This is a genomic window from Vibrio sp. ZOR0018, from assembly GCF_963865925.1.
Lineage (GTDB): Bacteria > Pseudomonadota > Gammaproteobacteria > Enterobacterales > Vibrionaceae > Vibrio > Vibrio anguillarum.
Genome location: NZ_CAWMCN010000110.1, coordinates 6,823 through 32,285 on the forward strand (window position 1 = coordinate 6,823; position 25,463 = coordinate 32,285).

General features: G+C 45.7%; 18 protein-coding genes, 1 tRNA gene and 1 pseudogene. 12 read left to right on the plus strand and 8 right to left on the minus strand.

Annotated features, from left to right (window positions below):
• Window positions 1-21 precede the first annotated feature (21 nt).
• From AACR75_RS09325 to AACR75_RS09335, 3 genes and pseudogenes are all read right to left on the minus strand, one after another.
• Window positions 22-108: transfer RNA gene (locus AACR75_RS09325), tRNA-Leu, on the minus strand.
• A 346-nt stretch (window positions 109-454) separates the two neighbouring features.
• Window positions 455-1,901: pseudogene (gene viaA / locus AACR75_RS09330) on the minus strand (ATPase RavA stimulator ViaA).
• 9 nt (window positions 1,902-1,910) lie between these two features.
• Window positions 1,911-3,569: an ATPase RavA domain-containing protein gene (locus AACR75_RS09335; RefSeq protein WP_013867938.1), complete on the minus strand. Its 1,659-nt coding sequence runs from the start codon at window positions 3,567-3,569 to the stop codon at window positions 1,911-1,913.
• A gap of 277 nt (window positions 3,570-3,846) precedes the next feature.
• Between AACR75_RS09335 and AACR75_RS09340 the strand changes: the two genes are divergently transcribed.
• The 3 genes from AACR75_RS09340 to AACR75_RS09350 all read left to right on the plus strand — a co-directional run bounded on the left by AACR75_RS09340 (window position 3,847) and on the right by AACR75_RS09350 (window position 6,310).
• Window positions 3,847-4,362 carry an NUDIX hydrolase gene (locus tag AACR75_RS09340; protein ID WP_017048791.1) on the plus strand — a complete coding sequence of 172 codons (516 nt, stop codon included), beginning with the start codon at window positions 3,847-3,849 and terminating at the stop codon, window positions 4,360-4,362.
• A 109-nt stretch (window positions 4,363-4,471) separates the two neighbouring features.
• Window positions 4,472-5,476 carry a low-specificity L-threonine aldolase gene (ltaE, locus tag AACR75_RS09345; protein WP_017043160.1) on the plus strand — a complete coding sequence of 335 codons (1,005 nt, stop codon included), beginning with the start codon at window positions 4,472-4,474 and terminating at the stop codon, window positions 5,474-5,476.
• A gap of 123 nt (window positions 5,477-5,599) precedes the next feature.
• The gene (locus AACR75_RS09350) at window positions 5,600-6,310 is read left to right on the plus strand and encodes a TetR/AcrR family transcriptional regulator (protein WP_013867941.1); all 711 of its coding nucleotides are present in this window, start codon (window positions 5,600-5,602) and stop codon (window positions 6,308-6,310) included.
• 10 nt (window positions 6,311-6,320) lie between these two features.
• Here AACR75_RS09350 and AACR75_RS09355 read toward each other — a convergent pair whose 3' ends face one another.
• Window positions 6,321-7,586 (minus strand): DEAD/DEAH box helicase, encoded by a 1,266-nt coding sequence (locus tag AACR75_RS09355; RefSeq protein WP_013867942.1) that lies wholly within the window; start codon window positions 7,584-7,586, stop codon window positions 6,321-6,323.
• 607 nt (window positions 7,587-8,193) lie between these two features.
• Here AACR75_RS09355 and AACR75_RS09360 point away from each other — a divergent pair.
• Both AACR75_RS09360 and AACR75_RS09365 read left to right on the plus strand, forming a co-directional pair.
• Window positions 8,194-9,411, plus strand: a complete 1,218-nt coding sequence (locus AACR75_RS09360) for an aromatic amino acid transport family protein (RefSeq protein WP_047689755.1) — start codon at window positions 8,194-8,196, stop codon at window positions 9,409-9,411.
• A 186-nt stretch (window positions 9,412-9,597) separates the two neighbouring features.
• Window positions 9,598-11,025 carry a methyl-accepting chemotaxis protein gene (locus AACR75_RS09365; protein WP_047689758.1) on the plus strand — a complete coding sequence of 476 codons (1,428 nt, stop codon included), beginning with the start codon at window positions 9,598-9,600 and terminating at the stop codon, window positions 11,023-11,025.
• A 95-nt stretch (window positions 11,026-11,120) separates the two neighbouring features.
• Here the strand turns inward: AACR75_RS09365 and galE are convergent, their stop codons facing one another.
• A complete protein-coding gene (gene galE / locus AACR75_RS09370; RefSeq protein WP_029189705.1) occupies window positions 11,121-12,137 on the minus strand; it encodes a UDP-glucose 4-epimerase GalE in 1,017 nt (338 codons plus the stop codon).
• 208 nt (window positions 12,138-12,345) lie between these two features.
• Between galE and AACR75_RS09375 the strand changes: the two genes are divergently transcribed.
• Genes AACR75_RS09375 through AACR75_RS09385 form a run of 3 tightly spaced genes read left to right on the plus strand, consistent with a single transcriptional unit; the run spans window position 12,346 to window position 14,788 of the window.
• A complete protein-coding gene (locus tag AACR75_RS09375) occupies window positions 12,346-13,089 on the plus strand; it encodes a 5-oxoprolinase subunit PxpA (protein ID WP_026027410.1) in 744 nt (247 codons plus the stop codon).
• A gap of 53 nt (window positions 13,090-13,142) precedes the next feature.
• On the plus strand, window positions 13,143-13,862 hold the full coding sequence (locus AACR75_RS09380; protein WP_047689761.1) for a 5-oxoprolinase subunit B family protein: 720 nt from the start codon (window positions 13,143-13,145) through the stop codon (window positions 13,860-13,862).
• Entirely contained in the window at window positions 13,844-14,788 is a 945-nt protein-coding gene (locus AACR75_RS09385) for a 5-oxoprolinase subunit C family protein (protein ID WP_013867949.1), read from the plus strand. The genes AACR75_RS09380 and AACR75_RS09385 overlap by 19 nt, the downstream gene beginning before the upstream one ends.
• Before the next feature lie 44 nt (window positions 14,789-14,832).
• On the opposite strand, the gene AACR75_RS09390 is transcribed toward AACR75_RS09385, so the two are convergent.
• The 3 genes from AACR75_RS09390 to AACR75_RS09400 form a co-directional block, all read right to left on the minus strand.
• Window positions 14,833-16,314 carry an FAD-dependent oxidoreductase gene (locus tag AACR75_RS09390; protein ID WP_081989769.1) on the minus strand — a complete coding sequence of 494 codons (1,482 nt, stop codon included), beginning with the start codon at window positions 16,312-16,314 and terminating at the stop codon, window positions 14,833-14,835.
• Window positions 16,315-16,589: 275 nt separating this feature from the next.
• On the minus strand, window positions 16,590-19,031 hold the full coding sequence (locus tag AACR75_RS09395; RefSeq protein WP_047689769.1) for an ABC transporter permease: 2,442 nt from the start codon (window positions 19,029-19,031) through the stop codon (window positions 16,590-16,592).
• Window positions 19,031-19,705, minus strand: a complete 675-nt coding sequence (locus AACR75_RS09400) for an ABC transporter ATP-binding protein (protein ID WP_013867953.1) — start codon at window positions 19,703-19,705, stop codon at window positions 19,031-19,033. The genes AACR75_RS09395 and AACR75_RS09400 overlap by 1 nt, the downstream gene beginning before the upstream one ends.
• On the opposite strand from AACR75_RS09400, the gene tesA reads away from it, so the two are divergent.
• The 4 genes from tesA to AACR75_RS09420 all read left to right on the plus strand — a co-directional run bounded on the left by tesA (window position 19,704) and on the right by AACR75_RS09420 (window position 25,441).
• Window positions 19,704-20,306, plus strand: a complete 603-nt coding sequence (gene tesA / locus AACR75_RS09405; RefSeq protein WP_047689771.1) for a multifunctional acyl-CoA thioesterase I/protease I/lysophospholipase L1 — start codon at window positions 19,704-19,706, stop codon at window positions 20,304-20,306. The two genes, AACR75_RS09400 and tesA, sit on opposite strands and share 2 nt — an antisense overlap.
• Before the next feature lie 81 nt (window positions 20,307-20,387).
• On the plus strand, window positions 20,388-21,587 hold the full coding sequence (fabV, locus tag AACR75_RS09410) for an enoyl-ACP reductase FabV (RefSeq protein ID WP_047689774.1): 1,200 nt from the start codon (window positions 20,388-20,390) through the stop codon (window positions 21,585-21,587).
• A gap of 200 nt (window positions 21,588-21,787) precedes the next feature.
• Complete coding sequence (locus AACR75_RS09415; RefSeq protein ID WP_029189707.1) at window positions 21,788-23,698, plus strand: bifunctional diguanylate cyclase/phosphodiesterase; 1,911 nt, start codon at window positions 21,788-21,790, stop codon at window positions 23,696-23,698.
• 87 nt (window positions 23,699-23,785) lie between these two features.
• Window positions 23,786-25,441 carry an ABC-ATPase domain-containing protein gene (locus tag AACR75_RS09420; protein ID WP_047689992.1) on the plus strand — a complete coding sequence of 552 codons (1,656 nt, stop codon included), beginning with the start codon at window positions 23,786-23,788 and terminating at the stop codon, window positions 25,439-25,441.
• Window positions 25,442-25,463: the final 22 nt, after the last annotated feature.

The following is a 25,463-nucleotide window of genomic DNA, read 5'->3' on the forward strand; positions in this document are numbered from 1 at the left end:
ACTGCATAAGCAGTAAAAAGATGGTGCCCCGGGCCGGACTTGAACCGGCACGACTCGAAAGTCGAGGGATTTTAAATCCCTTGTGTCTACCAATTTCACCACCAGGGCACGCAATTCTGGATTGCGAGGCCGTCAACTGAATCAGTTACACACCATCGAAAATTTTTTGAAGTACATTCGCTAGCTTTGTTATTAACAACATTTGGTTATTAAAAACATTTGTTATTAAACATTGCTTTGCAGCTTTTAATAACTTTGCTCATCTTGCTGAGCAACTAACTCCTGATATTGTTCTTTCGAGCTTTGCCGTGAGAACGAGGCGTACTTTAACGGATTAAGAAAATGAGTCAACAATAAATTTTCCACTTATGAATCAAGTGACTAAGAATCGACCCGCAAAGGATAGAAGGCGAACAATTAGAGCAACAATCCATCAGCTTTTATCAAGTGATCGTTACCATTTTTTCATCAGTCGCCCGACGAGATTAGGATGGTATGCCCAGCAGTGATCAAACATCGCCATCAACTGTGGATTACCATAGCGAGACAAACTCACCGCATGGAAACGATTTTTTTGATGTTTTAAGGTCGCGATTTTTTCTAGCAGAGATTCCGGCGGTTTAGGTGCGATGAAATCCGACAATACGACCAAATCTGCATTGCGGTATTTGTCACTGTTCATCAGTTCAACCGATTGTTCTAGCACAGGGTCTAAATCCGTTCCACCGTGAAATGAATAACTTAAAAAATCACTCGCTTCACGCAAGCCATCTTGCTTGGTCAGCTCATAGGTAATTTGCTGAGTAGAAAACAGCATCACGTAGCACTCGCGCCTCTCAGCCAGCGCGATCTGCATCAGAGCATAAGCCATCGCTTTTGCACACTGTTCTGGGAAACCACTCATGGAACCAGAAGCGTCCACACATACGATGAACGGCCCTTTTTCAATCTCAAACTGTTTGTGCTCTGGTTGGTAGGCTTTGACTTTACGCAAGGTGCGAGACTTGCCTTGCATGCGATAGTTCATCAAGCGCTTATCCACTAAATGCTTGTAGAAAACCACCTCAAGTTCAGGATAGGCAAGAAACATGGTTTCGTTGGGCAGTAGCTTGTTCAGATCATCACTTTCGTGGATGCCGACGATGTCATCCGTCGCTTCGTCCGATTTCTCCTCCACCATTTGCAGCGCTTCGGCTGGAGTGCGGTTGAGATCCGGGTCATCTACTTCGCCAGCCATGCGCCCAAGCTGTTCAGCAATCTCTTGCAATCCTTTGTTCTTTTTCAAAAATTCTGCATGGCGTTTCATGACACTAATGTCTGTTTTACTGAGCTTCGCCGATGCCATATCCCACAAGCGACCGACGCTGCTTTCATCACCCGATTCCGTGACTTTATCCATGTTTTTCATGGTTTCCATACGCTGGTACAAATCGGCCAACACTTTTTCTTTGTTACTTTCAAGTTCGTTGATTTGCGCTTGTTTAATCGCATGGCAAAGGCTTTGATACCATTGGTCACAAAAGAAATGAGGGAACATGGGGTTATGCAACCCCTTGTTTTTTTTCGATTAAACGACGTGCTTGGAGATAAAATGCTGAGTGCCATTCCAACTGTTTGATTATCTCGTTAATCCGGGTAAAGAAGGTCTCTTCATCCCAGTGAATTACTTCTTGGTATAAGGTCAGCTCTTGTTGAAAACGCTCAGTTTCACACACTTTTGTAATGCGTTTTTTGACACTACCACGCCACTTAGTTAGGTGATTTTTAACTGAATTCGCCACGCCGCGGTTTTCAGCCATCATCATCACTTGCGAGCGCGCAAGCAAATCATTCACTGCCGTATCAATGATGCCCGAGTCGGCAATCATTAACGCTAAATTTAAACCATCGGCACCAAGCATCTTTTCTCCTTACGCAAAAAACTGGTTTAGGTTTTTAAAACGAAGCACCGTTTTTTCGCATTCGGTATGAGTCGATTCAAGTAATTGCTGTAGATGCTGCAGCGTCGCTTCCATAGCGGTGGGCAGCTCCGGATCAATGAAGTTATGCGGCAAAGCGCCGTGAAACTTAGAACGCACTTTACGCAAATGGTGTTCGGCATGTTGCAACTGTGCAACGGCTTGATCCGCTTTCGTAAGCCACTCTTGATAAAGACTTTCGTCTAAACCTTGCTCAGTCACCAAACTCACCAACACCGAGCGATTAGCAATATCTTTAAGAACGAGGTTATTACCAGCATCTAAATCAAACCTTAAACGGCACAAATTGGTATTTTGATTCACATAACCATACACATCGCCATGCCCCTCTTTGATCGTTCTTTCAAGCTCGCTTTTAGGCACATAAACCCAGCGGCTATCGCCTTTTTCGGCCTCAGAGACGGACATATTGCTTTGCAGCAATACCAATTTGACCAAGTCATGAGCGGTGCCTACCTGATAGGTTTTTGCCGATTTGGTATCAAACTGATGCACTTGCTTTTTAATCAAACCGGATGATGTTTCCAGCGAGAGCAACATGCCAAATTCAGACTCTAGCTCTTCTTGAATCTCAGCCAGCTCTTCACGACACACTACGATTTGATGTTCAACTTCTTGTTGGTCAAAAGCATGTTTCAACGCAAAGTCGCGGATAACGCGGCGCACAATATCGCGAGAATCGGGGCTATTCCAAAGACAATCTTGCAGCAGCAGTAAATCAAGCGGGTTGATTGAGTCGCGGCCATTAAAAAACGCACTCGCTTTGAGCAACTTCACCGCTTTTTTCCAACGGCGGTCTGAAACGTACATATCAATACTTGCCGCAGCGGGCTGGTTTTCAACGGCATGCTCTAGCATGTTTTTCAGCTCAAATAACTTTTCAAACACGTCATCTGTCAACAGTAAATCGTCAAGTTGTCGCTGCCATGAGTGATACTCTTCATCGGTAATCGCAAGCCCTTCAGGGATGCGCGCTTCTTGTGGCGTACCGACAGTCAGCATCGATTTGAAATTCTGCTTATTTTGAATACGGTTGACAAACACACGCACTAACATGCGATCGTACAAGGCATCTAAACCACTCTCTTCATCCGGTAATTCGTTCGATGCCGAAACCAGAAGACGCATTGGTACACGTTCAATATCGCTCCCATTTTTGAAGGTCTTTTCATTCACTACCGTTAATAAGGTATTCAAAATGGCGGGGCCTGCTTTCCAAATTTCATCAAGAAAAACCACTTGTGCGGTAGGAAGATAGCCTTTGGTTAGGCGAACATAGCGCCCATTATCTTTTAATTCTTGAATGCTTAATGGACCAAATACCTCTTCTGGTGTTGAGAAACGCGTCATGAGGTATTCAAAATAACTGCTGTTATCGAAGGCTTGGATCAGACGTTTCGCAATCAAACTTTTTGCAATACCAGGAGGGCCGAGTAGGAAAACACTTTCCCCCGCTAAAGCAGCCAGTAGACAAAGTTTGATGGTGTCTTCACGCTCATAAACACCATCCGATAAAGCCTTAGCAAGCTTATTTATGCGCTCTGAAAGTAGCGCTTTTTGCGCATGAGATGCAGGAGTAAAATTGATCACTTAAGCGCTCCAAATGGTTTGTATACATAACTTTATACGACTGTTATTGTTTTGTTACAAATAGATTTTAGTATAGGCGCCCACTTATAGCAGATCTCTTTTCTGTGAAATTCTTCGAAATCAATGTTTGCATATATGAGACTGACATCACTGATTGTGCAAGCAATATTGATACTTAGGTTATCGTTTTACTTTGTCTTAGCCACAGATTCTCGGTAAGGTTGAACCCTTATCACCATATCAGTCATTGGCTAGCCACAATTAAAGAAGAGTTTGCATGAGCAAAACCATACATACATGGAAAACCATTTCATTAGTGCAAGAGGATGTCACCCTTCCTACAGGCAAAAGCATTGAGCACACCACCATCGTCCATCCGGGCGCGGCCGTGATTTTGCCGATCACAGAACAAGGCGATATTATTCTGATTAATCAGTTTCGCCCCTCACTCAAAAAGTGGTTGTTAGAGCTCCCAGCAGGCACTTTAGAAAAGGGGGAGCTTCCAGCCGAATGCGCGCACCGTGAGCTTGAAGAAGAGACAGGGTACAGCGCAAGTGAGCTGATCACTTTAGGGCAAGTCACACCATTAGCTGGATTTTGTGACGAAATACAGCACCTGTTTGTCGCTAAACAGTTGAGCAAAACTGCACGATTATCATGCGACGATGATGAAGTCATTGAGGTGGTGACGCTTTCGATCCAGGAATTGGAGCAAAAAATCATCACTGGGCAAATCACAGATTCAAAAACCATTGCCTGCCTAAGTAAGGCGAAGCTGTGTGGTTATCTATAAAATACTTAGCCATCAATAAAGAGCTTATTTATCAATAAATTACAATCACAGATAAGAATTGAAGTGAAAATGCTTCTAGCAAAAATAGAAAAACGCATGAGGAGATTATATGGATTTTCGATCAGATACCGTTACTAAACCCACCGCCGCGATGCGTGAAGCAATGGCTAATGCCGACGTGGGTGATGATGTGTATGGCGATGACCCAACCGTCAACGCCTTAGAAGAGTGGGCCGCGCAGCGACACGGTTTTGAAGCGGCGCTATTTACCACGTCAGGCACACAAGCCAACCTGCTGGGTTTAATGTCACATTGTGAGCGTGGCGATGAGTACCTGTGTGGCCAACAAGCGCACAACTACAAATATGAAGCGGGTGGCGCCGCGGTTCTTGGCTCTATTCAGCCGCAGCCAATCGAAAATAACCCTGATGGCACGTTAGACTTCGATAAACTGCGCGCGGCCATTAAACCTGATGATGCCCACTTTGCTCGCACGCGATTACTTAGCCTTGAAAACACCATCAATGGCAAAGTTCTACCACTCGCCTATTTAGCGCAAGCGCGAGCGTTTGTTGATCAACACCATTTGGCACTGCATTTAGATGGCGCGCGCGTATACAACGCCGCTGTAGCGCTGGATGTGGATGTTAAAGAGATTGCGCAATACTTTGACTCAATGACGGTCTGTTTATCTAAAGGGCTTTCCGCTCCTATCGGCTCGCTGCTGTTGGGTTCAAAAACCTACATTGCCAAGGCTCGACGTTTAAGAAAAATGCTCGGTGGCGGCATGCGTCAAGCAGGCATTTTGGCCGCAGCAGGCCATCTTGCATTGACTGAACAAGTCACTCAGCTGAAGACTGATCACGACAATGCCCAATATTTAGCGCGCAAATTAGCGGACTTAAACGGGTTTTCCGTCAATCCAGATTTAGTGCAAACTAACATCGTATTTGCCAAATTAGCTGATTCTATCGATATCCATACAATTACCAATCAGTTGGCGCAAGATGGAATAAAAGTTTCGCCAGGCAATCCAGTACGTTTTGTGACCCATAAAGACGTTTCGCGCGATGATATTGATTTTCTAATCAGCAAACTCTCCCTTTATCTCTGATCCAATTAACATTGTGCAGTCATAACCTTATCATCGGTTATGACTGCCAACGCGTTTTTTCCGTGAAACTGCCTCTCAAATCTGGTACAACTGCGCTCGTTAAAAAATGAGACGAGTTAAAAAATGACCAAAAGACAAGGCCGCCGAAGTGCCACTGATGCCCAAAAAACCAAAAGAGACATTCTAGTGGTCGCTGCGGATCTGTTTTGCGAGCTAGGTTATGCACGAGTGTCATTACGAACGATCAGCGAAAAAGCTGGGGTTTCGCACAGTTTGCTGCGTCATCATTTCGGTAGTAAAGAGCAAATATGGCGCAGTATCAGCGATGGTCTCCATCTTTATATGGAGAATTATTTACGTCATATATTGAAAGAGATCCCAGCCAACACCCCCGCCAACGTGCAGTTGTATTTGTTCATTGTACGGCTGCTCGCGCATATGCTGACCGTCAAACAGCCGATTCAACTGATCGCCGATGCGGTAAGGCAAGAAGATGCTCTGTTTGATTATTTTATCGACAGTGCAGGTGAAATTGAGCAGCTCGTCGAACAACTTGCCGAGCAATACAACCGTGAATTTTCAGCCACACCAATAAAGGTGTGGGAGATAAAATGGCAGATGATCATGTACGCGCACGGCGCGGCGAGCCTCACGCCATTTTTAAAAGAAACATGGTCAGATGAAACTCAAGATGTGAACCAATGCTTACTAAAACATTGGCAACTCTTTAATGACTTGATGATCGCCAAGTTCCATATCGACGAAGCTCAGACGCTCTGTCCGAACTCCATCAATGAGTTGCTGTATGATATTGAATGTGACTGGGCCAGATAAAGCGGGCGCTTTATCGCTTACCTCTACCGGCATGGATGTTTAGTTTTGCTTTCATCTTTCTTTTTTCCGCTGAACGGCTAGGTTTACGGCTGCTACGCTCAGTCGGTAAGGCTTCCAACAAACTCGGCTCAAACCCTTTTAACCACTCTTGTGGCAGGCGTTGATTGAGTAAGGCCTCTATCGCTTCAAGCAGATACTCTTCATCTCGGCTCATCAAAGAGACCGCGAAGCCCGTTAGCCCGGCCCGACCTGTGCGACCAATACGGTGCACGTAATCTTCCGCTTTATAGGGCATGTCGTAGTTAACCACTTGCTCAAGTTGCTGAATGTCAATTCCACGAGCTGCAACATCGGTAGCAATCAACGCTCTAACTTTACCTGATTTAAAATCATCCAATGCTTTTTGGCGCGCCCCTTGGCTTTTATCGCCATTGATCGAGGCCGCTTTGATGCCGTCCAATTTCAGTTCTTTGGCTAGCTCATCGCTACCTTGTTTGGTTTTGGTAAATACCAAGACTTGCTGCCAATTACGTGAACCAATTAGATAAGCTAATAACTCGCTTTTACGTTTTTTATCCACTGGATAAACGATCTGTTTTACAGTATCAGCGGTCGCGTTGGCCGGTGAAATTTGCACGCCGACAGGGTCGCGCATCATTTTGTGTGCTAATGCTTTGATTTTGTCATCAAAGGTGGCCGAGAAAAACAGCGTTTGGCGTTCATCATTCATGCGTTTCAAAATACGTTGGATATCAGGCAAAAACCCCATATCGAGCATGCGATCGGCTTCATCCAGCACCAACACTTCGGTTTGCGTCAGGATAATGTTGCGCACAAAAAGATGGTCAATTAACCGCCCCGGCGTCGCAATTAAAATATCCGCACCGCCACGTAAATTACGTGTTTGTACTTGCATGCTGGTTCCACCGTACGCGGTGACGATCTTCAATGTAGTGCCTTGTGCATAAGCACTTAAGCTATCAAACACTTGTTGAGCCAGCTCACGAGTCGGAACCAAAACAAGCGCGCGCACAACTTTACTATTGGCTTCTCGCTCAGCTTGGTTATCAAGAAAACGTTGCAAAATAGGTAAACCGAAAGCTGCCGTTTTGCCGGTACCCGTTTGCGCCCCAGCCATGACATCTTTACCAGCCAAAACATGCGGGATAGCTTGAGATTGAACATCCGTCGGTTGTTCAAAACCTAAAGATTGCAGAGCGCTAACTAATGTGGTTGAAAGTCCTAAACGTTGGAATGGGTGCACAGTATCAGACATTGCAGCTTACCTATTGGAAATCAGGGCGCGGATTGTAACAAAGCGCAAGGTAATCGCCTATTCAAAATCAGCGGAAATCAATAGTGTTAAGGAATTGATACACGAGGGGGGAATGTAAGGGGCATAGCCAGCATAGGCTGCTGGCTGGTACTATTCTGCGCTCTGTTCAGAGCATTCATGAGATACAGAGTCATAATCGGATAAATCAAATCCGATCTCCATGGCGTCGAGCCACTCTAAGCACTCATCGTTTTTATATTGGTCACTCATTAATCGACCTCCTTTGATATTTACTGAGACGGGATTATCACGTCGCAAGATCCTTTTTAAATGATTTATATGACAGTTTTTTGAAAGCGAATAGTCAAATTAATCATCACCACAATATCTATCACAGCGAAACGATTTCGACCACTCTTATTTAGCCGCCACCTTGCCATGTAAACAAAAAAATACACTCATGGATTTTTATTTTTACAAAGCTGTTGAAAATGAATCCGAAGTTCTACAATATAGCCCAAAATGAGTGGATTAATGGTCAACACCCCGTTGTATTCATATATATCACTCCCTGAAACACAACATAACGTATAAAGAACTTTACACCATGACTCAATCAAAGATTTTCGGCAGTACTTTGATCATCGCAGGGACCACTATCGGTGCAGGCATGCTAGCTCTACCGCTCGCTTCTGCAGGTATCGGCTTTGGCACATCATTACTGATTATGATCGCCCTCTGGGCATTAATGGCTTTCACTGCATTGTTAATGGTTGAAATCCATCAATATGCAGACAAAGACGCCACCTTACATACATTGGCTAGACAGATCTTAGGGCAAAAAGGAAAATGGGTAGCGAGCTTTGCTATGCTATTTTTGTTCTATTCGCTTTGTGCAGCTTACATTGCCGGTGGCGGCGCACAATTCACTCATCGCCTGACAGAGTTTGCTGGCATTGAGATCAGCAATCCGTTAGGCACCTTGCTTTTTACTTTACTGGTTGCACTTGTGGTGACGATCGGCACCAGCACGGTTGATAAAGTGAACCGCCTGTTGTTTGCCGGTAAAATGGTCGCGATGATTATAGTGCTCTCATTTCTTGCACCTAATGTTTCTCAGTCATACTTGCTTAGTATGCCACTTGAGCAAGGCTTAATCGTTGCTGCAATTCCCGTCATTTTCACCTCATTCGGTTTCCATGGCAGTATTCCGGCGATTGTGAATTACTTAGATGGCGACACCCCTTCGCTGCGCAAAGCCATCTTAATTGGTTCTGCTATCCCGTTGATTATTTACATTTTTTGGCAGATCGTCACGTTAGGTGTCGTTAGCCAACCTCAGCTGGTTGAGAATTCCGGCCTTAGTGCGCTAATTGTGACATTAGGGCAAACCGTTCATCAATCCAATTTAAGCAGCATTATTGGCGTGTTTGCCGACCTTGCACTTTTGACGTCATTCTTAGGCGTAAGCTTGGGCTTGTTTGAATTCATGGGCGATACGATTAAGAAAAAGAACATTCCATTGCACCGTATGGCTGCCTCCGTCATCACCTATCTGCCACCATTAGTCTTTGCGCTATTTTACCCTCAAGGCTTTATTATGGCGCTCGGTTACGCGGCTATTGCGTTGACTATTTTGGCCATATTCTTACCGATTGTGATGGTGATTAAAGTGCGTTCAAACCAAGTATTCCAACCGCAGGGTGGAACACAATATCAAGTCAGAGGCGGCAAACTGGCTCTGACCATGACAGCGACCATTGGTTTGATGATCGTCACTTCGCAAATCTTTATTAGCCTTGGTGTACTACCCGCTCTGGGTTAATCAATTAAAGTTAAAAGTGGGGAGAGTAATATTACTCTCCCCACTTTTTTAACCTAAAATAAGATCAAAGTCTCAATCTTGATATTTAAGTCAACATTCATTTCATAAAATTCTGCACGAACACACACATTTAGCCTTAGTATATTTATAAAATTTACTATTACTTTTTTGCATATCGGAGCAGCAATGAAAGAAGTTCAGTTCAGGACGATTGACCGCGTGTTCATTAAAATGTCAATTAATGACAAGATGTGGGTGATCTTCGCTTTATTCCTCACCGCTTTAAGCTTTGTCGCAGGAAATCGCTATGTTGATTCACTGGCCCAGATAGAAGCGCAATCGAAGTTAGCTGTTGAGTACAAACTGCAAGGTCTGCTTGCCAGCGGCGCAGATCCACAAACCCTTTCAGCGGTTGAAACTCGCCATTCTTTAGCCGCAACTAGTTATCAAAAAGGGGTGATTACCGCCACAGCAAAACACAGCGATGGCAAAGTTTACGCACTGACAGAGAATCTCTCTTATCTTGAAAAAGACGCTCAGCGATCGGCACTCTCGACTTTTCTGTTGAGCTATTTGTGGGCAATCCCTTTTGCTATTTTCCTCTATTGGATCGCTACTTTTATTGGCGGTGCATTGTGGGTGCTATACACAACAACCTTGAAAATTTCAAAAGGTGATTTAACTTCACGATTAGGTTTTCATCCCGGTCGCGATGAGTTTGGCACCATTGGCTGCGCGCTCGATAACGCCATGGACACCTTGACCGAACTGGTAGTTTCAGTAAAACAAAACGCCACCACTCTCGGTGAAACATCCAGCTCTTTTGCCCATGAGATGAAAGAGAGCGAGCAACAAATCAGTAGCCAATACGCTTCCTTGGATTCCGTCGCCACGGCCATGGAAGAGATGACGGCCTCGGCGCAAGAAGTGTCGACCATTTCCCAACAAGCCAATCAGCAAGCCGAGCAAGATTCAAAACAAGCGGAAGAGAGCTCACAGCTAGTTCAGCAAGCGATTAATGAAATTTCCCAGTTGTCAAAATTCATTGAACAAGCCTCTCATTCGGTTTCAACATTGAATGAAAATACGGCGCAGATTAACGATGTGATCACCACCATCAATGCCATTTCGCAACAGACGAACTTATTGGCACTGAACGCTGCAATAGAAGCGGCACGTGCTGGTGAACAAGGGCGCGGTTTTGCCGTGGTAGCTGATGAAGTTCGCACCTTAGCTAGCCGCACGCAAGCGGCTACTGTTGAAATTCAATCCATGATTGAGAAGCTGCAAACCGAAAGTCAAGATATCGCACGCATTACTGAGCAAACGGTTAGTCAAGCTCAAACCAGTAGTGATTTAGTCGCTAACATCGGCAATAACGTCAATCAAATTGCTGAATCAGCAAAAATGATCAATGACATGAGTATTCAAATTTCAACTTCAGCCGAAGAGCAAAGCGCCGTTGCTAATGATATTGCTGCTGAGCTGAGCGATATTCGTACACAATCCAATGCGATTCGCAGTGTTGCGCAAACCTCATCGCAAGGTGTCGCTAGCCTTGCAAACGCTTCGCGCAACCTTGGTGAAATTTTAAGCCGTTATCGGACTAACTGATCATTGGATTGCTTGAGTAACCAAGTCAGATCAAAATAGCCAGTCATTTGACTGGCTATTTATTTCATTCATCGCAGAGAAGTTGAAGCAAGAGCTTAAGACTCAGGATAACCTTGTGGATTATTTGACTGCCAACGCCACGTATCTTGTGTCATCGCTTCTAGGCTGCGAGTCGCTTTCCAACCTAGATCCGCCATCGCTTTGCTTGGATCTGCCCAACACTCCGCAATATCACCAGCGCGGCGTTCGACCAATTGGTACGGCACGCTTTTACCTGACGCTTGTTCAAACGCTTTCACCATCTCTAGTACACTGTAGCCATTTCCTGTGCCTAGGTTATAAATGTGCAAGCCTGCTTGTTGGCCTACTTTTTCCAGCGCAGCAATATGACCATCGGCTAGGTCCATTACGTGAATATAATCGCGAACCCCTGTGCCGTCTTTAGTTGGGTAATCACTGCCAAAAACAGAGAGAAATGCTCTTCGACCCACGGCCACTTGCGAGACAAAAGGCATTAGGTTGTTCGGAATACCTTGTGGATCTTCACCTAACTCGCCTGATGGATGTGAACCTACAGGGTTAAAATAGCGCAGCAGTGTAATGCTCCAATCTGGGTTGGCTTTATGGAAATCGGCCAAGCACTCTTCAACCATTAACTTACTACGGCCATAAGGGTTGGTCGCGCTGGTTGGGAAATCTTCGGTAATAGGCACTGAGGCTGGGTCACCGTATACGGTTGCAGATGAACTAAAAACAAGTGCCTTCACGCCAGCTTCACGCATGGCCGCCACCAGTACCAATGTGCCATTCACATTGTTATCGTAATATTCCAATGGTTTTTCTACTGACTCACCGACTGCTTTTAAGCCTGCGAAATGGATCACCGCTTGAATATTTTGCGCTTTCATCACTTCAACCAGTTGTGCTTGGTTGCGTACATCACCATGGACGAACAGCGGCTTCACACCGGACACTTTTTCGATGCGCTCTAAAACCGATGCTTTACTATTGTATAAGTTGTCAAAAATTACGGGTGTCATACCGGCGTGGATCATTTGAATGCAGGTATGGCTGCCGATATACCCCATCCCGCCTGTCACTAATACTTTCATTGTTTTTACCTTCTGACATTGGTTGTGCAAGTTTAACGACTTTCAACCTAAACTTCACTTATAAATCAATCTGCTTTAATGTTTGTCTATCAGGCAAATTCGCTCTCTTTCGGCCCATACTTATCGCCAAACAATGAATCGGATCACTGTATATTGCCTTTGATTACGGCAAGTTACTCAACATGGATACTCAAGGATGATGCAACCCGTGACAAAAAGAACAATCACTCTCAATTGTGACATGGGCGAGAGCTTCGGTGCATGGCAAATGGGCGCTGATGAGTTGGTGATGCCTTGGATTGACATGGCCAATATTGCGTGTGGCTTTCATGCCTCTGACCCACACGTGATGAGCCGAACGATTGAGCTGGCGATTCAATTTGATGTAATGATTGGCGCTCACCCGGGTTACCCCGATTTGCAAGGTTTTGGTCGCCGTTCAATGAGTTTTAGCGAAGAAGAGATCTGCGAGTTACTGATTTACCAGATTGGCGCACTCAAGGCATTATGTGAGAGCAAAAATGCCGAGATAAGCTACGTCAAACCTCATGGGGCTTTATATAACGATATGATGCGTGACAAATCTGTCTTTCGCGCAGTGGTCGATGCAGTTTCTTGCTTCAATGTGCCCTTGATGATCTTAGCTTCAGGCAATAACCAAGATTACCTTGATATCGCCGATATTTATGACGTGCCATTGCTGTTTGAAGCCTTTGCCGACCGGACTTATCTCGCTAATGGTATGCTCACTCCAAGAGGCCAAGCCAATGCAGTGCTGACTAATGAAGAGGCGATCATCAATCAAATTAAACAACTGGTTGATTACGGAAAAGTGACCAGTTCGGATGGCTTTGTGATCCCTATCGAAGCCGATACGATTTGCGTGCATGGCGATAATCCGGCAGCGATTGAACTGATAGAGAAAATCCGAATTTGTCTACGAGAGCGTTGAACCATTACACGTGTATCTCCTAGCGGCTACAACGTCATCACAAGGAGTGTTAAGTGACATTGAACTACAGCATTGAACCCGTTGCGGAATGCAGCCTCTTATTGCGTTTTGCTCACCCGCCATCGGCCGATCTGTCACTCGATATCGGACAAGTTGCGCAACAGATCATGGTGCAGTTTTCTGCTTACCTGATGAATGTCACTCCCTCTTACACTACCATTTTGATCGATTACCTTCCTTATCGTATAACTCAAAGGGAGCTAGAGCAGCAATTGATCACAGCGATCGCAGCCTTATCTTTAGCTGTGGAAGCCACCCACAATTTGGTTGAGCTTGGCGCTTACTACGATGAAAGTGTCGGCCCAGATTTGAAGCGCTACCATGCGCTTGGTTTATCCACGCAACAAGTTATCGCGCTACACACTCAAACGGTCTACACCGTTTGTGCCGTCGGTTTTGCACCAGGCTTTGCCTTTATGGCTGAAGTAGATGAACAATTACGCTTACCGCGCCATGCCACCCCACGCCTTAGTGTGGCAAAAGGCAGCGTCGCGATTGCAGAACAGCAAACGGCCGTCTATCCGAACAACTCTCCCGGAGGATGGAATATCATCGCCAATTGCCCCCATGCGCTCTTTTCTCCTCATCAAACACCAATGACGCCTTTTTCGATTGGAACTAAAGTGAAGTTTACAGCGATGACTCGCGAGGAATTTTTATCATTAGGAGGTGAAATACCTCAATTAGCCGCGCAGTGGGAGCACCATTCATGAGCCCCTTACTACAGGTGATAAAACCCGGTCAACTGAGCTTAATTCAAGATTTTGGCCGCTTTGGTCTCAGTCATATCGGTGTTACTCAATCAGGACCAGTCGATGATTACGCCTACAGTTGGGCCAACCATTTACTGGGTAACCGAGTCAATTTAGCAACGCTTGAAATCACGCTTGGTCAGGCGGAATTTCATGTTGAACATCCATGTATGCTGGCAATTGCAGGTGGTGATTTATCGGCCACGTTAGATGGAAAACTGATTGGTAATTGGCAAAGCTTTAGCGCGCAAGCCGGGCAAACACTGAAATTTGGCCTAGCCAAAAATGGCTTAAGAGCTTATTTGGCCGTGCGCGGAGGGTTCATTGTGCCTCACCATTTAGGTAGTGTTGCCACCGTACCCAAAGAACAGCTTGGTGGGTTAACGCAAAACGGCGTACCACTGCAAGCGGGCGATTCACTGCACTTTAATCCCCACGCTATCGATAACAAACCCGTACACATCACTTTTCGTTATAAGCCTGATTATAATCTGCCACTTAAATTACGCGTCATTGAAGGCTACCAAGCCCTGCAATTTTCATCGCAGCAACTCGATCGCTTTTATCAAACCAGCTTCACTGTCAGTCAGCATGCCGATCGCATGGGCTATCGCCTTAATGGCGATACGGTTACCCCACCCGCGACACCTATTTTATCGGAAGGGATTGCTTTGGGGGCGATTCAAATCCCGCCAGATGGCCAACCGATCATTTTACTCAACGATCGCCAAACCATCGGCGGTTACCCTAAATTAGGGTGTGTGGCTCGCATTGATCTGCCCCGTTTGGCACAAGCAAAACCGGGGCAGAAAATACGTTTTGTCAAAGGTGATATACAAGGCCTGCAAGAGGTTTGGTGCCAATGGGCGCGTTATTTCGGCTACTAACGACTATCACCTTGCTCCTTTAGAAAACCGCAAGGTGTTACCAATCAAACCATACCGACAATTTTTGCTAATTCTTCAGGATAAGCACGTGCCTTAGCTAACGCGATGGCTTTCTCTTCCACCTGTTCAAGAGCCAAACTCATGCTGATTGGGTGACGAACTTCTATCGATTGTAGCAAGTCTTCATCGTTCACTAACTGCCAATGCTGAACAATTTTAGTTGCCGCTTCCAACGCAGATGAACCTTTGACCACTTCGATTCGCGCATAATTATGAGCTTCAAACGTAACATCAGCGGCTCGTAATGTGGCATCTTGGCCAGGAATTTGCTGTGCACCAAACAGTGGCTTACCAGCCACTTGTGCTTGAATATACTGTGGGATGAACTGACTCATGTGGTGTATGGCTCGTTCACTGCGCTCTTGTAGTGCGTCCTGTTGCCAGCCGTTCTTAATTTTGCGTTCGAGATAATCAGGCAATACGGGTTGTGATGATCCAGCTTGCGAGGCCACTAACCCATCTTTAAATAACGTGATTCCCTCGGTCATACCATGCAACTGAAATAGACCATCAGCATACGGTGTTAGCTGAGCCATTCCTTGTGGGGTACCTCTTGGCCCGTGAAAAATCACTTCTGGCCATTGCTGGTCGCATTCTGCCCAACGGGTAACGTAAGCCGCTTTAAATTCCACCAAGCGTTGACGCGGAGCCTTAGCCAAATCATCGACTATTCCCGTTTCATAACCACATGCATTGACTAAATAATCGGCATGAATAACGTGTTCATGCTTTTGAGCATCCAGATAAACGAGCTGCCATTGCTCATCAATAAAATCAGATTTGATTAATTTAACGTGCGTTAAAACTTGGCAATGAGGCATCGCCGCTAACGCAAGCTCAGCACTGGCCGCCAGACGAAAAACACTCCAACCGTATTCTTGCACCGCAATGACTGGGTATTTCAACTGATTTAAATCTGCATGTTGAGCAAAAGGGATCACCCAATCATCGAATGATGTCGGTTGATCACTCTGTTGCTGAGTTGCTAATACCTGCAGTGCTTCACGGCTGTAGAGTTTGAAATACTCTTGGGGTTGACCAAGCTGTTGATTACGTGGGTCTTCATCAACCAATTGTTGATAGCTGCGCTGAATAAGCTCTAGCCTTGGCAATAAGGCTTGCGGCTCACCGCCATCACTATGCGGAACAGCAATCACAGTCGGTCGCTTATTCAGCGTGTGGGGATAGAGCCTGACGGTTTCAATCGACTGCTTAAGTAACTCAAGACACTGCTGCTGCGAAATTTCGCGATAGAGGTTACCACCCGCGTGCAGATGGCAAATCGGCGGCCCATTAACGAGGCCAGCGCTTTTTTCCAAAAGCAGCACATTGAGCCCCAGTTCTCCCATATGAACGGCGGCAGTGGCACCAGCCACACCCCCACCAATAATTGCGACACATGGAGAATCTGTATTGAACTTTTTATATGACATAAGATACGAGTACTCTGGAAAACCCGGATGCATTCTAAAGCTTGTAAAGCGTTATTAAAATCACATTTTTCACGTGGTCTTATCTGTTTTACGACTAACAAGCAATACGCATAATCGACAAATAACTTAAAAAATTGCTTGACTCAATAAAGCCAAAACGACGTTTTTTCAACCTTGTGAATAACAAAACTGCGCAACCCAAGGTAACTACGGGGCTAAGCGCAAATAGGCCGTTATCAAGCCGTCGAGTTATCCCAAACTTTATCCACTGTTTTTGTGGATAACTCAGTCTGGGATTATCGATACCGCTAGTTAAAGTCTTTATTTATAGGGGTTAACAGCCGCTTAATTAAACTACTCACGACCAGCGATAATGTGCAAAACGTCGCCAAGGGTAGCACCAACCACATGCTGTAATGCGCCATAGGTTCTAGTTCAAAACCGAACTTCATGACGCTGGCCACCACCGCGTCAGAGCCAAGGCTTGCGACAACTCCGGCAATGAGCGCCATCAAACCGTATTCAGCCCAAATAGTCTGCTCAACGCGGCGCTTGCTGGCCCCTAAAGTGCGGTATAAGCGAATTTCTTGTTGCCTCTGGCTTAAACTTAAACGCAACAGGGTAAAAATCAGTAAAATACCAGCAATCACGCCCATTGCAGCCAGCACTGTCACTGACCAGATAATTTGCGTCAGCAAAGTTTGAATCTTATCGCCCATTGCCCGGATATCCATCAAACTGACCGTAGGGTAAGTGCGAGCAAGGGTGGCAAGCAAGGCGTTATCTTGATCTTGCGCTCTGAAACTCACCAGCCACGTGGCAGGGATCTCCTGCAATAGGTCTGGGGTAAAAATGAAATAAAAGTTAGGCTTCATTTCTCGCCACTCGACTTGGCGAATGGAATTTACTTTCGCTTCCACGGTTTGGCTATTGATCACAAAGCCTAAACTATCACCCAGTTTCAGCCCCAAATCACGAGCAACGTCCGATTCAACCGAAACGCCACCTTGCTCTGTCCACACTCCTGCCGTCAGTTGGTTATTGCTGGGTAGCGATTCTCCCCAAGTGAAATTGAGCTCTCGCCTCAACGCATCACTCCCCTCTTCACCTTGAGCTTGTTGCTTGGCCTCTATGCCATTAATAGTCGATAAACGCCCTCGGATGATCGGATAGGCTTGCGAACGCACAATGTTGGCGCTGTCTAACGTGTTAAGGTAATCATTAACTTCATTTGGTGAAATGTTGAGTGCAAATGCGTTATGAGCATCGCTGGGTAAGGTTCGCTGCCAATCAGAGAGTAAATCGGTACGCACTAACCAGATGATCGCCAATAACATTAACGATAGTCCTAACGCGCCGAACTGGACTCCGGTCGTGATTGCCGAACGATTGATTCGGCTGAGCGCTAATTTAAGCGCGGTAGAGAGCGGAAGACGTCCTAAACTACGAGCAACCAAAACACTGACCACAGCAAGCACTGCAAAAAGCGTCACTATCCCAGCCAACACAATCCACACTAAGAGATTATTCCAATAAGCCCACAGCATCGGCACTAACGGAATCAAGATGAGCAACCCATTACGGCGATGATTCGGTTTCGCTCGCTCTGTTTGCATGACATTGAGCGCACTGGTATCTAGCAAATGCAGTAAAGGAATGCCGAGTGCAGGAAAAGCGATCAATACACTCGCCATCAGCGCAATAAAAGCGGGTTTAGCGCCATAACTCGGTAAAGGCGTAGGCAATAAATCCACCAGCGGCACGCGTAATAAAGACTCTAGGCCAATGCCGATCAATACCCCAAGCACCGCAGCAGAAACAAACAAAATCACCACTTGTACGATCAACCATTGGCGGATCCAACGTTTGCTCGCTCCAAGGCTTTTTAACATGGCGATGGTTTTTTGCCGCGTAGAAACATAGTGCTGACAAGTCAGGACTAATGTGGTTGCCGCCATGATGATCACAATCGCTACGGTTAACGACAAATATTGCTCTGTGCGTTCAAAAACCTCATTCGTTCGGCTGGCGCTATTTCGGTCGCGCCAACGATCGCTAGGCGTTAAAGTAACGGGCTGTTTTACTGCTTCAATCTGTCCATCATCACCATTAATGAACACGCTAAATTGCACTCGGCTCCCCAATTGAAGTGCACCAGTACGAGCCACATCGTCTTGGTGGATCAACACCGCGGGCATCTGTTGAAACGGATTAAAGCTGAGTCCCGGCTCCTCAAGGATGCGTCCCGATACCGTAAAGTCGGCATCGCCCAGCGTGACCTGATCACCAATTTGAACGTCTAATTGCGCAAACACTCGTTCATCTAACCACAGTTGATTCGGCGCAAGGTGCTGAAATGTCGTCACATCATCAGAAAGACGCATTTCACCGCGTAGCGGATAAGCACTATCCACTGCTTTGACAGTGACTAACTGCATACCGCGCTCACTGAATGCCATTGTCGCGTAACGCGTAAGTTGTGAAGACGGCAATTGCAAGCGCTCGATCTGATCGAGCAATGACGCTGGGGGTGGGTTTGCGGAAACAAACACACTATCGGCAGTGAGTGCGTCTTTACCTTGTTTAACAATCACTTGCTCCATACGCTCAGCTAAGGCAGTCAGCGCAAAAATACAAGCAATGATCAAGGTTAGCGCCACTGAAATAGGCCACAACTGTCCGTGGCGGATTTCACCTAAGCTCCAGCGAATTAATCGTTTATTGAGTGAACGGCTCGACATCTCGCTCATTACCGCTCCTCCAACATACCAGCTTGCATGTGGAAAATACGATCACATTGAGCCGCAAGAGCGGGATCATGGGTAACCAGCACTAAGGTCGTTCCGTGCTGCTTATTTAATTCAAACAATAATGAAACCACTTTTGCCGCGGTTTCTTGATCAAGGTTGCCAGTAGGCTCATCGGCAAACAGCACTTTCGGATTGATCATAAAGGCTCTTGCTAGCGCGACTCGTTGCTGCTCGCCCCCTGAAAGTTGTGCAGGAGAGTGATGCATTCGATGCGATAAACCAACGGCCGTCAACAAGGATTTAGCACGATCCACATCCTCTTTTTCGCCTTTTAACAAACAAGGTAGCGTCACGTTCTCTAACGCAGACAAGCTTGGGATCAGCAAAAAGCTTTGAAACACAAAGCCAACCGATTGACTGCGGATCGCCGCACGTCCTTCATCGTCCAGTTGAGACAATGGCTGACCCAATAGCTCTACCTCTCCGCGTGTCGGCGTATCAAGCCCAGCCAACAGCGTCATCAGGGTTGATTTCCCCGCACCAGACGTTCCGACTATCGCCACGCTTTCACCACTTTTGATCTCTAGGTTTACCTCTTTTAGGATTGTTAAATGCTCTTGATTGGTAGAGACTGTTTTAGATAATGAATGTGCTCTAATAACGGATGTTTGCATGACTCGACTTCTTTCCTTGATTTGTATTTTATTATTCTCGGCTAACGCTAGTAGTACCACACTCTTGATATTGGGTGATAGTTTAAGCGCTGGTTACCAAATGCCGATTGAAAACGCTTGGCCTAGCTTGCTACCTAATGCCTTGCAAGCTGAAGGTAAATCAGACATTGATGTCATTAATGCCAGTATTTCTGGCGATACAACGGGCAATGGCCTAGCCCGCTTACCGTCACTACTCACCCTACATACCCCTGATGCGGTGCTTATTGAGCTTGGTGCGAACGACGGATTGCGTGGCTTTCCACCTCAATTGATCAGCAGCAATTTAACCGCCATCATTGGCCAAATAAAAAAAGCAGGCTCAACCCCTCTTTTGATGCAGATCCGCATTCCACCAAACTATGGCAAACGCTACAGCGATGCCTTTTATAGCCTCTATTCTGAGCTTAGCCTCAAACACACTGTGCCGTTACTGCCCTTTTTCTTAGAGCAAGTGATCATTAAACCCGAGTGGATGATGGCTGATGGCTTACATCCGACGGTCGACGCTCAGCCGTGGATCGCCAATTTTGTTGCGCAACATTTAGCAGAGCATCTCTGATTTTAATGCCTCAGCTCAATGAACTTTACCTAGTTTTACGATATTTTTTAGACCATTCCCCTAACCGCAAAGGTACAAACTATGCACATTGAACCTGTGATCAAAGGTGTGGTCGCTCGCTCTGCTCATCCACTCGGATGCGAACAAGCTGTGTTACAACAGATTAATTACGTAAAATCTTGCAGACCGATCACTCACGGGCCAAAACGAGTTCTCATTTTAGGCGCATCTTCAGGCTTTGGGCTCGCCGCCCGCATTGCCCTGACCTTTGGTGGTTCAGAAGCCGATACGATTGGCGTTTCCTTTGAAAAAACGCCATCAGAAAAAGGGGTTGGTAGTGCTGGTTGGTACAACAATCTCTTTTTTAAACAACAGGCCGAGCAAGCGGGTCGAGTCGCCGTCAATATCGATGGGGATGTTTTTTCACCATCAGTACGCGAGCAAGTGATTGAAGCGATAGAGACCTATTTTGAAGGGGAAGTCGATTTAGTCATTTACAGTATCGCCAGCGGCATGAGACCAAAACCCAATTCAGATCAGTATTGGCGCTCCGCCATTAAACCGATTGGTGAGGCCGTTTCTGGTGCGACAATATTACTAGAAAACGATACGTGGGTAGAAACCACCATTACCCCTGCAAATGACGAAGAGATCGAAAGTACACTGAAAGTAATGGGTGGCGAGGATTGGGAAAACTGGATAGATACGCTGATCAACACTGAATCGATTGCACAAGGGTGTAAAACCATTGCTTTTTCATACATCGGCCCTCAGATTACTCACCCCATTTATCTTGACGGTACACTGGGGCGCGCCAAAATTGATTTGCACCAAACCAGCCACTCTCTCAACCTAAAATTGTCTAACTATGGCGGCGGGGCTTATGCGACTGTTTGTAAAGCTTTAGTCACGAAGGCGAGCGTGTTCATTCCCAATTTAAGCCCTTACATTGTCGCATTGTATAAGGTGATGAAAGAAAAAGAGACGCACGAAGGATGTATCGAGCAGATGCAGCGTCTGTTTAGCGAAAAACTCTCTAGCAAAGGCAAAGTACCCGTTGATGGCGAACGACTGATCCGTATGGATGATTGGGAGCTCAACCCAGATACTCAGCAAAAAGTGGCCGATTTACTGGAGAAAATGGATCAGTACAACTTTAAGCAACTAGGTGACTATAAGGGCTTTAAGCGAGAATTCATGCAGCTCAATGGCTTCGACTTTGACTGTGTTGATTATGCTCAAGAAATTAATATCGACCATTATATCAAGCAAGCCGATTAACTCCTTCCGTATCATTTACGAGACACAGCTAACTATCTCAATGCCCCAATATTTTATTGGGGCTTTTTTTTGTTACATTGGCGGCGCGTTCTTATTCTTAATACCATACTATGGTCATAGGAGCGGATCTTGTCATCGTCAGTCTAGAGCAATGAATGCTCGGCTTTTTTAAGCTTTGTCGTCCAAAGGAATTTGATAATATGTCGAAAATAAAGACACATGAGATGCTCATCCCCTCTTCAATGATGGATGGATGGCAGCGCATTGTGAATTTACTCGCTGAAATTTTAAACGTTCCGAGCGCATTGATCATGCGTGCTAGCCAGCAAAAACTCGAAATATTCTGTAAAAACACCAACGTCGACAACCCCTATCAAACCGGACATAAAGAACCCTTAGGACAAGGTCTGTACTGTGAAACTGTGATGCAAACACAGCAGGAACTATTGGTCCCGAATGCTTTAGCCGATAAAAAATGGATGCATAATCCAGATGCACCACTGGGCATGATTGCCTATTGTGGCATCCCATTAAAGTGGCCGAATGGTGATATATTTGGCACCATTTGCGTACTCGATAACAAGGAGAACCATTTTGGCCCCACCTATCGGCAGTTACTGGAGAGTTTTCGCGATACCATTGAATCCCATCTCACCACCTTATACCAACAAGTAAGACTTCAGCAGCTCAATGATGAGCTTCAGCTTCGCGTCGATAACCGAACACAAGATCTTGCTGATCTCAACTACTCGCTCACGCAAGAAATCGATAAACGCCGCGCCGCAGAACAACAGATTCAATATCAAAAGTGGCATGACGTCAGCACAGGTTTTTTAAATCGCAACGCACTTGAACTGGAGCTCAAAAATAGCCTTTTACAAGCAACAAAGCAGCACACCGAAGTTGCCGCCATTCATATTGGTTTCACTAATGCTCGTCATATTCAATCTCACTTTGGCTACCGAGCATGGGATCAAGTCATCGCTCGATATCGTGAGCGACTAGGCCGCTGCGATAAAATTGAAATATTGACCGCTCGACCCACGTCGACAGATTTAGTCTTGATCGTCAAAACAAAACTATTAGCGCGTCACCTGGAAAAGTTGTGCCATAAATTGGTCGAAATCGGTCATTCTGAATTTAAGCTCGATGACCATAATGTTCATCTTCATTCCTATATTGGTATTGCAACGAGTTTAGACACTGACAATGCTATAGAACTGCTCAAACAAGCTTCTGCTGCCATGGTCTCTTGCAAAGATTCCGGTCATAAATTTTGCTATCACTCGCAAGTATTCAGTGACTCACTCCGGCAAATCAACCAATTAGAAAGCTACTTATTACGAGCAGTGCGCAACGATGAGCTCATGCTCTATTTTCAACCTAAGGTCTCTCCAACCACTCATCGCTGGACGGGGGCAGAAGCGCTACTACGTTGGCGGCATCCCGTATTGGGCGATATATCTAATGAAACCTTAATTCACATGGCCGAACAAAATGGACTGATTTTTGAAGTGGGTAACTTTGTCCTGCGATCGGCCATCGAAAAAACGAGCCAATGGGCAAAACAGGTCGATAATTTCAAAATGGCTATTAACGTTTCAGCCGTCCAATTGAAGAATGCCCAATTCGCAGACCAAGTTCGTGAGCTACTGAACACCTACCAACTTCCAGCTCGGTACTTAGAGTTGGAAGTAACAGAAAGCTGTTTGATTGCAGATGAAGTGGTGGCTCGCAACACACTGCGAATTCTACACCAACTAGGTGTGACGTTGTCACTTGATGATTTCGGCACGGGCTACGCCTCTTTCAGCTATTTGAAAAAATTTCCCTTCGATTGCATAAAAATAGATAAAAGCTTTGTACATCAATTGGATCAAAGTGAGGAAGATAAAGAAATTGTTCGCTCAATCATTCACGTTGCCAAAAAATTAAAGCTGAAAGTGATCCTCGAAGGGATTGAAAATCAAAGCCAAGAAGACTTTATCATCAGTGAAGGGTGTGAGTTTGGCCAAGGCTATTTCTATGGTAAACCGATGCCTTGTGACGAGTTTGAGGCTGGGCTACTGAACCAAAATTATGCACACCCTATCGAGACAAAGGTTTTGTAGGATAAAGGAATCCCTTATCATGTCTTTACTCTCAGTGTGGCGGTTCCTATAATCGCCGCCTTTCCTTTCCAAACGAGCGATATCGAGATGGATTTATTAACATCAATTCTCAAAAAGCTAGAAAAACAGAACTACCGCGCCTATCAGCAGATCAAAGGTCAATACGAATTTGGTGATTTCACCTTGCATATCGATCATATCCAAGCGGACCCTTACGCTTCTGCATCTCGCTTTCGCGCTACTCGAGCATGGTCTCTGACCGGTCTGGAATGGTTAAAAGAGAAATCACCTGCTTATCAAATGGCTGCAAGAGATTTTATCGCTCGTAGTTTTGCGGAGTTTGCTAAGCAAGAGAACCATATTGCCATCGCATTGACGGGCCAAACGGTGCTTGATAGTACAGCTGTTCTCTTTACGGAGCATGGTATTGAGCTTCGTTTTCGCATCAATTTACCCGCTGAAGGTCGTGACATTCTGGCCAAGAAAGCGCTCAACATCATCACCTTCTACCTGCCAAAATTCATTCGCCGGGCCACCATTGAACGTGAACTGGATAAAGATGCCCTACTTGAGCATTGCGCTGTGATCGAAGATCAAGAAGCAATGCGTGCACAACTGGTACAGCACAATCTGGTTGCTTTTGTGGCTAATGGCAGCGTATTACCTCGCTTGGCAGGTAACTGTGATCTGCCGATGAAAGACGCCGTTACTTTCCAAGCGCCCACATCGCTAGAAGTCGAGCTTGAGACACCAAACCAAGGCAAAATTAAAGGACTCGGTATCCCCAAAGGTATAACCCTTATCGTCGGCGGTGGTTTTCACGGTAAATCGACTTTGTTAACGGCGATTGAGCGTTCAATTTACAACCATATTCCCGGCGATGGCCGTGAGCGAATTGTTACGGATCATCAAGCCATGAAAATTCGCGCTGAAGATGGCCGTTGCGTACATAATTTAAATTTGTCCAACTACATCAATCACCTACCTATGGGTAAAGAAACCTCCGATTTCAGCACTCAAGATGCGTCCGGTTCAACATCGCAAGCAGCGTGGTTACAAGAATCCATTGAATCTGGCGCTAGTACATTACTGATTGATGAAGATACTTCCGCCACCAACTTCATGATCCGTGATGAGCGTATGCAAGCGCTGGTTAGTAAAGGTGATGAGCCCATTACACCATTGGTTGATCGTATCGGGCAACTTCGCGATGATTTGGATATCTCGACACTGATCGTCATGGGGGGATCCGGTGATTACTTAGACGTCGCCGATACTGTCATCCAGATGCATGACTACCACGCCGTTGATGTGACTAACAAAGCTAAAGAAGTCATCAAACAGCACCCAACTGCTCGTCACAACGAATGTGAAACGCCACTGGCTATTTTCCCAGAACGCGCGGTGAATCGCACTGCGCTGCAAAAATTACTGGTTGATGGTAAATTCCGAGTCTCTGCCAAAGGCGTTGATTCGCTTCGCTTTGGCAAAGAATTTACGGATTTAAATGCGTTAGAACAATTGGAGTCACCTTCTGAAGTCAATGCGATTGGCTGGACTTGGTTCCAGTTTGCGCAGACTCCGGGGTGGTCAGCGCAACCAAGCAAAGAGATGATGGCTTTATTAGCAGGAACATGGCACCAAAATATGCCAAACCACGGTGATTTGGCGAAACCGCGTGTCATCGATGTGATGGCGGCGTTGAACCGTATGCGCAAGTCGCAATTTAAAAACCACCAGTAAAGATTAACTCCCCTACAACAAA

Excerpts from the sequence above, each read along its gene's own strand:
- AACR75_RS09390 (WP_081989769.1), bottom strand. The coding sequence starts at position 16,314 with ATGCATCCGGGTTTTCCAGAGTACTCGTATCTTATGTCATATAAAAAG.
- AACR75_RS09340 (WP_017048791.1), top strand. The coding sequence starts at position 3,847 with ATGAGCAAAACCATACATACATGGAAAACCATTTCATTAGTGCAAGAG.
- AACR75_RS09415 (WP_029189707.1), top strand. The coding sequence starts at position 21,788 with ATGTCGAAAATAAAGACACATGAGATGCTCATCCCCTCTTCAATGATG.
- AACR75_RS09350 (WP_013867941.1), top strand. The coding sequence starts at position 5,600 with ATGACCAAAAGACAAGGCCGCCGAAGTGCCACTGATGCCCAAAAAACC.
- fabV (WP_047689774.1), top strand. The coding sequence starts at position 20,388 with ATGCACATTGAACCTGTGATCAAAGGTGTGGTCGCTCGCTCTGCTCAT.
- AACR75_RS09420 (WP_047689992.1), top strand. The coding sequence starts at position 23,786 with ATGGATTTATTAACATCAATTCTCAAAAAGCTAGAAAAACAGAACTAC.
- AACR75_RS09365 (WP_047689758.1), top strand. The coding sequence starts at position 9,598 with ATGAAAGAAGTTCAGTTCAGGACGATTGACCGCGTGTTCATTAAAATG.
- AACR75_RS09360 (WP_047689755.1), top strand. The coding sequence starts at position 8,194 with ATGACTCAATCAAAGATTTTCGGCAGTACTTTGATCATCGCAGGGACC.
- tesA (WP_047689771.1), top strand. The coding sequence starts at position 19,704 with ATGACTCGACTTCTTTCCTTGATTTGTATTTTATTATTCTCGGCTAAC.
- ltaE (WP_017043160.1), top strand. The coding sequence starts at position 4,472 with ATGGATTTTCGATCAGATACCGTTACTAAACCCACCGCCGCGATGCGT.
- AACR75_RS09355 (WP_013867942.1), bottom strand. The coding sequence starts at position 7,586 with ATGTCTGATACTGTGCACCCATTCCAACGTTTAGGACTTTCAACCACA.
- AACR75_RS09395 (WP_047689769.1), bottom strand. The coding sequence starts at position 19,031 with ATGAGCGAGATGTCGAGCCGTTCACTCAATAAACGATTAATTCGCTGG.
- galE (WP_029189705.1), bottom strand. The coding sequence starts at position 12,137 with ATGAAAGTATTAGTGACAGGCGGGATGGGGTATATCGGCAGCCATACC.
- AACR75_RS09400 (WP_013867953.1), bottom strand. The coding sequence starts at position 19,705 with ATGCAAACATCCGTTATTAGAGCACATTCATTATCTAAAACAGTCTCT.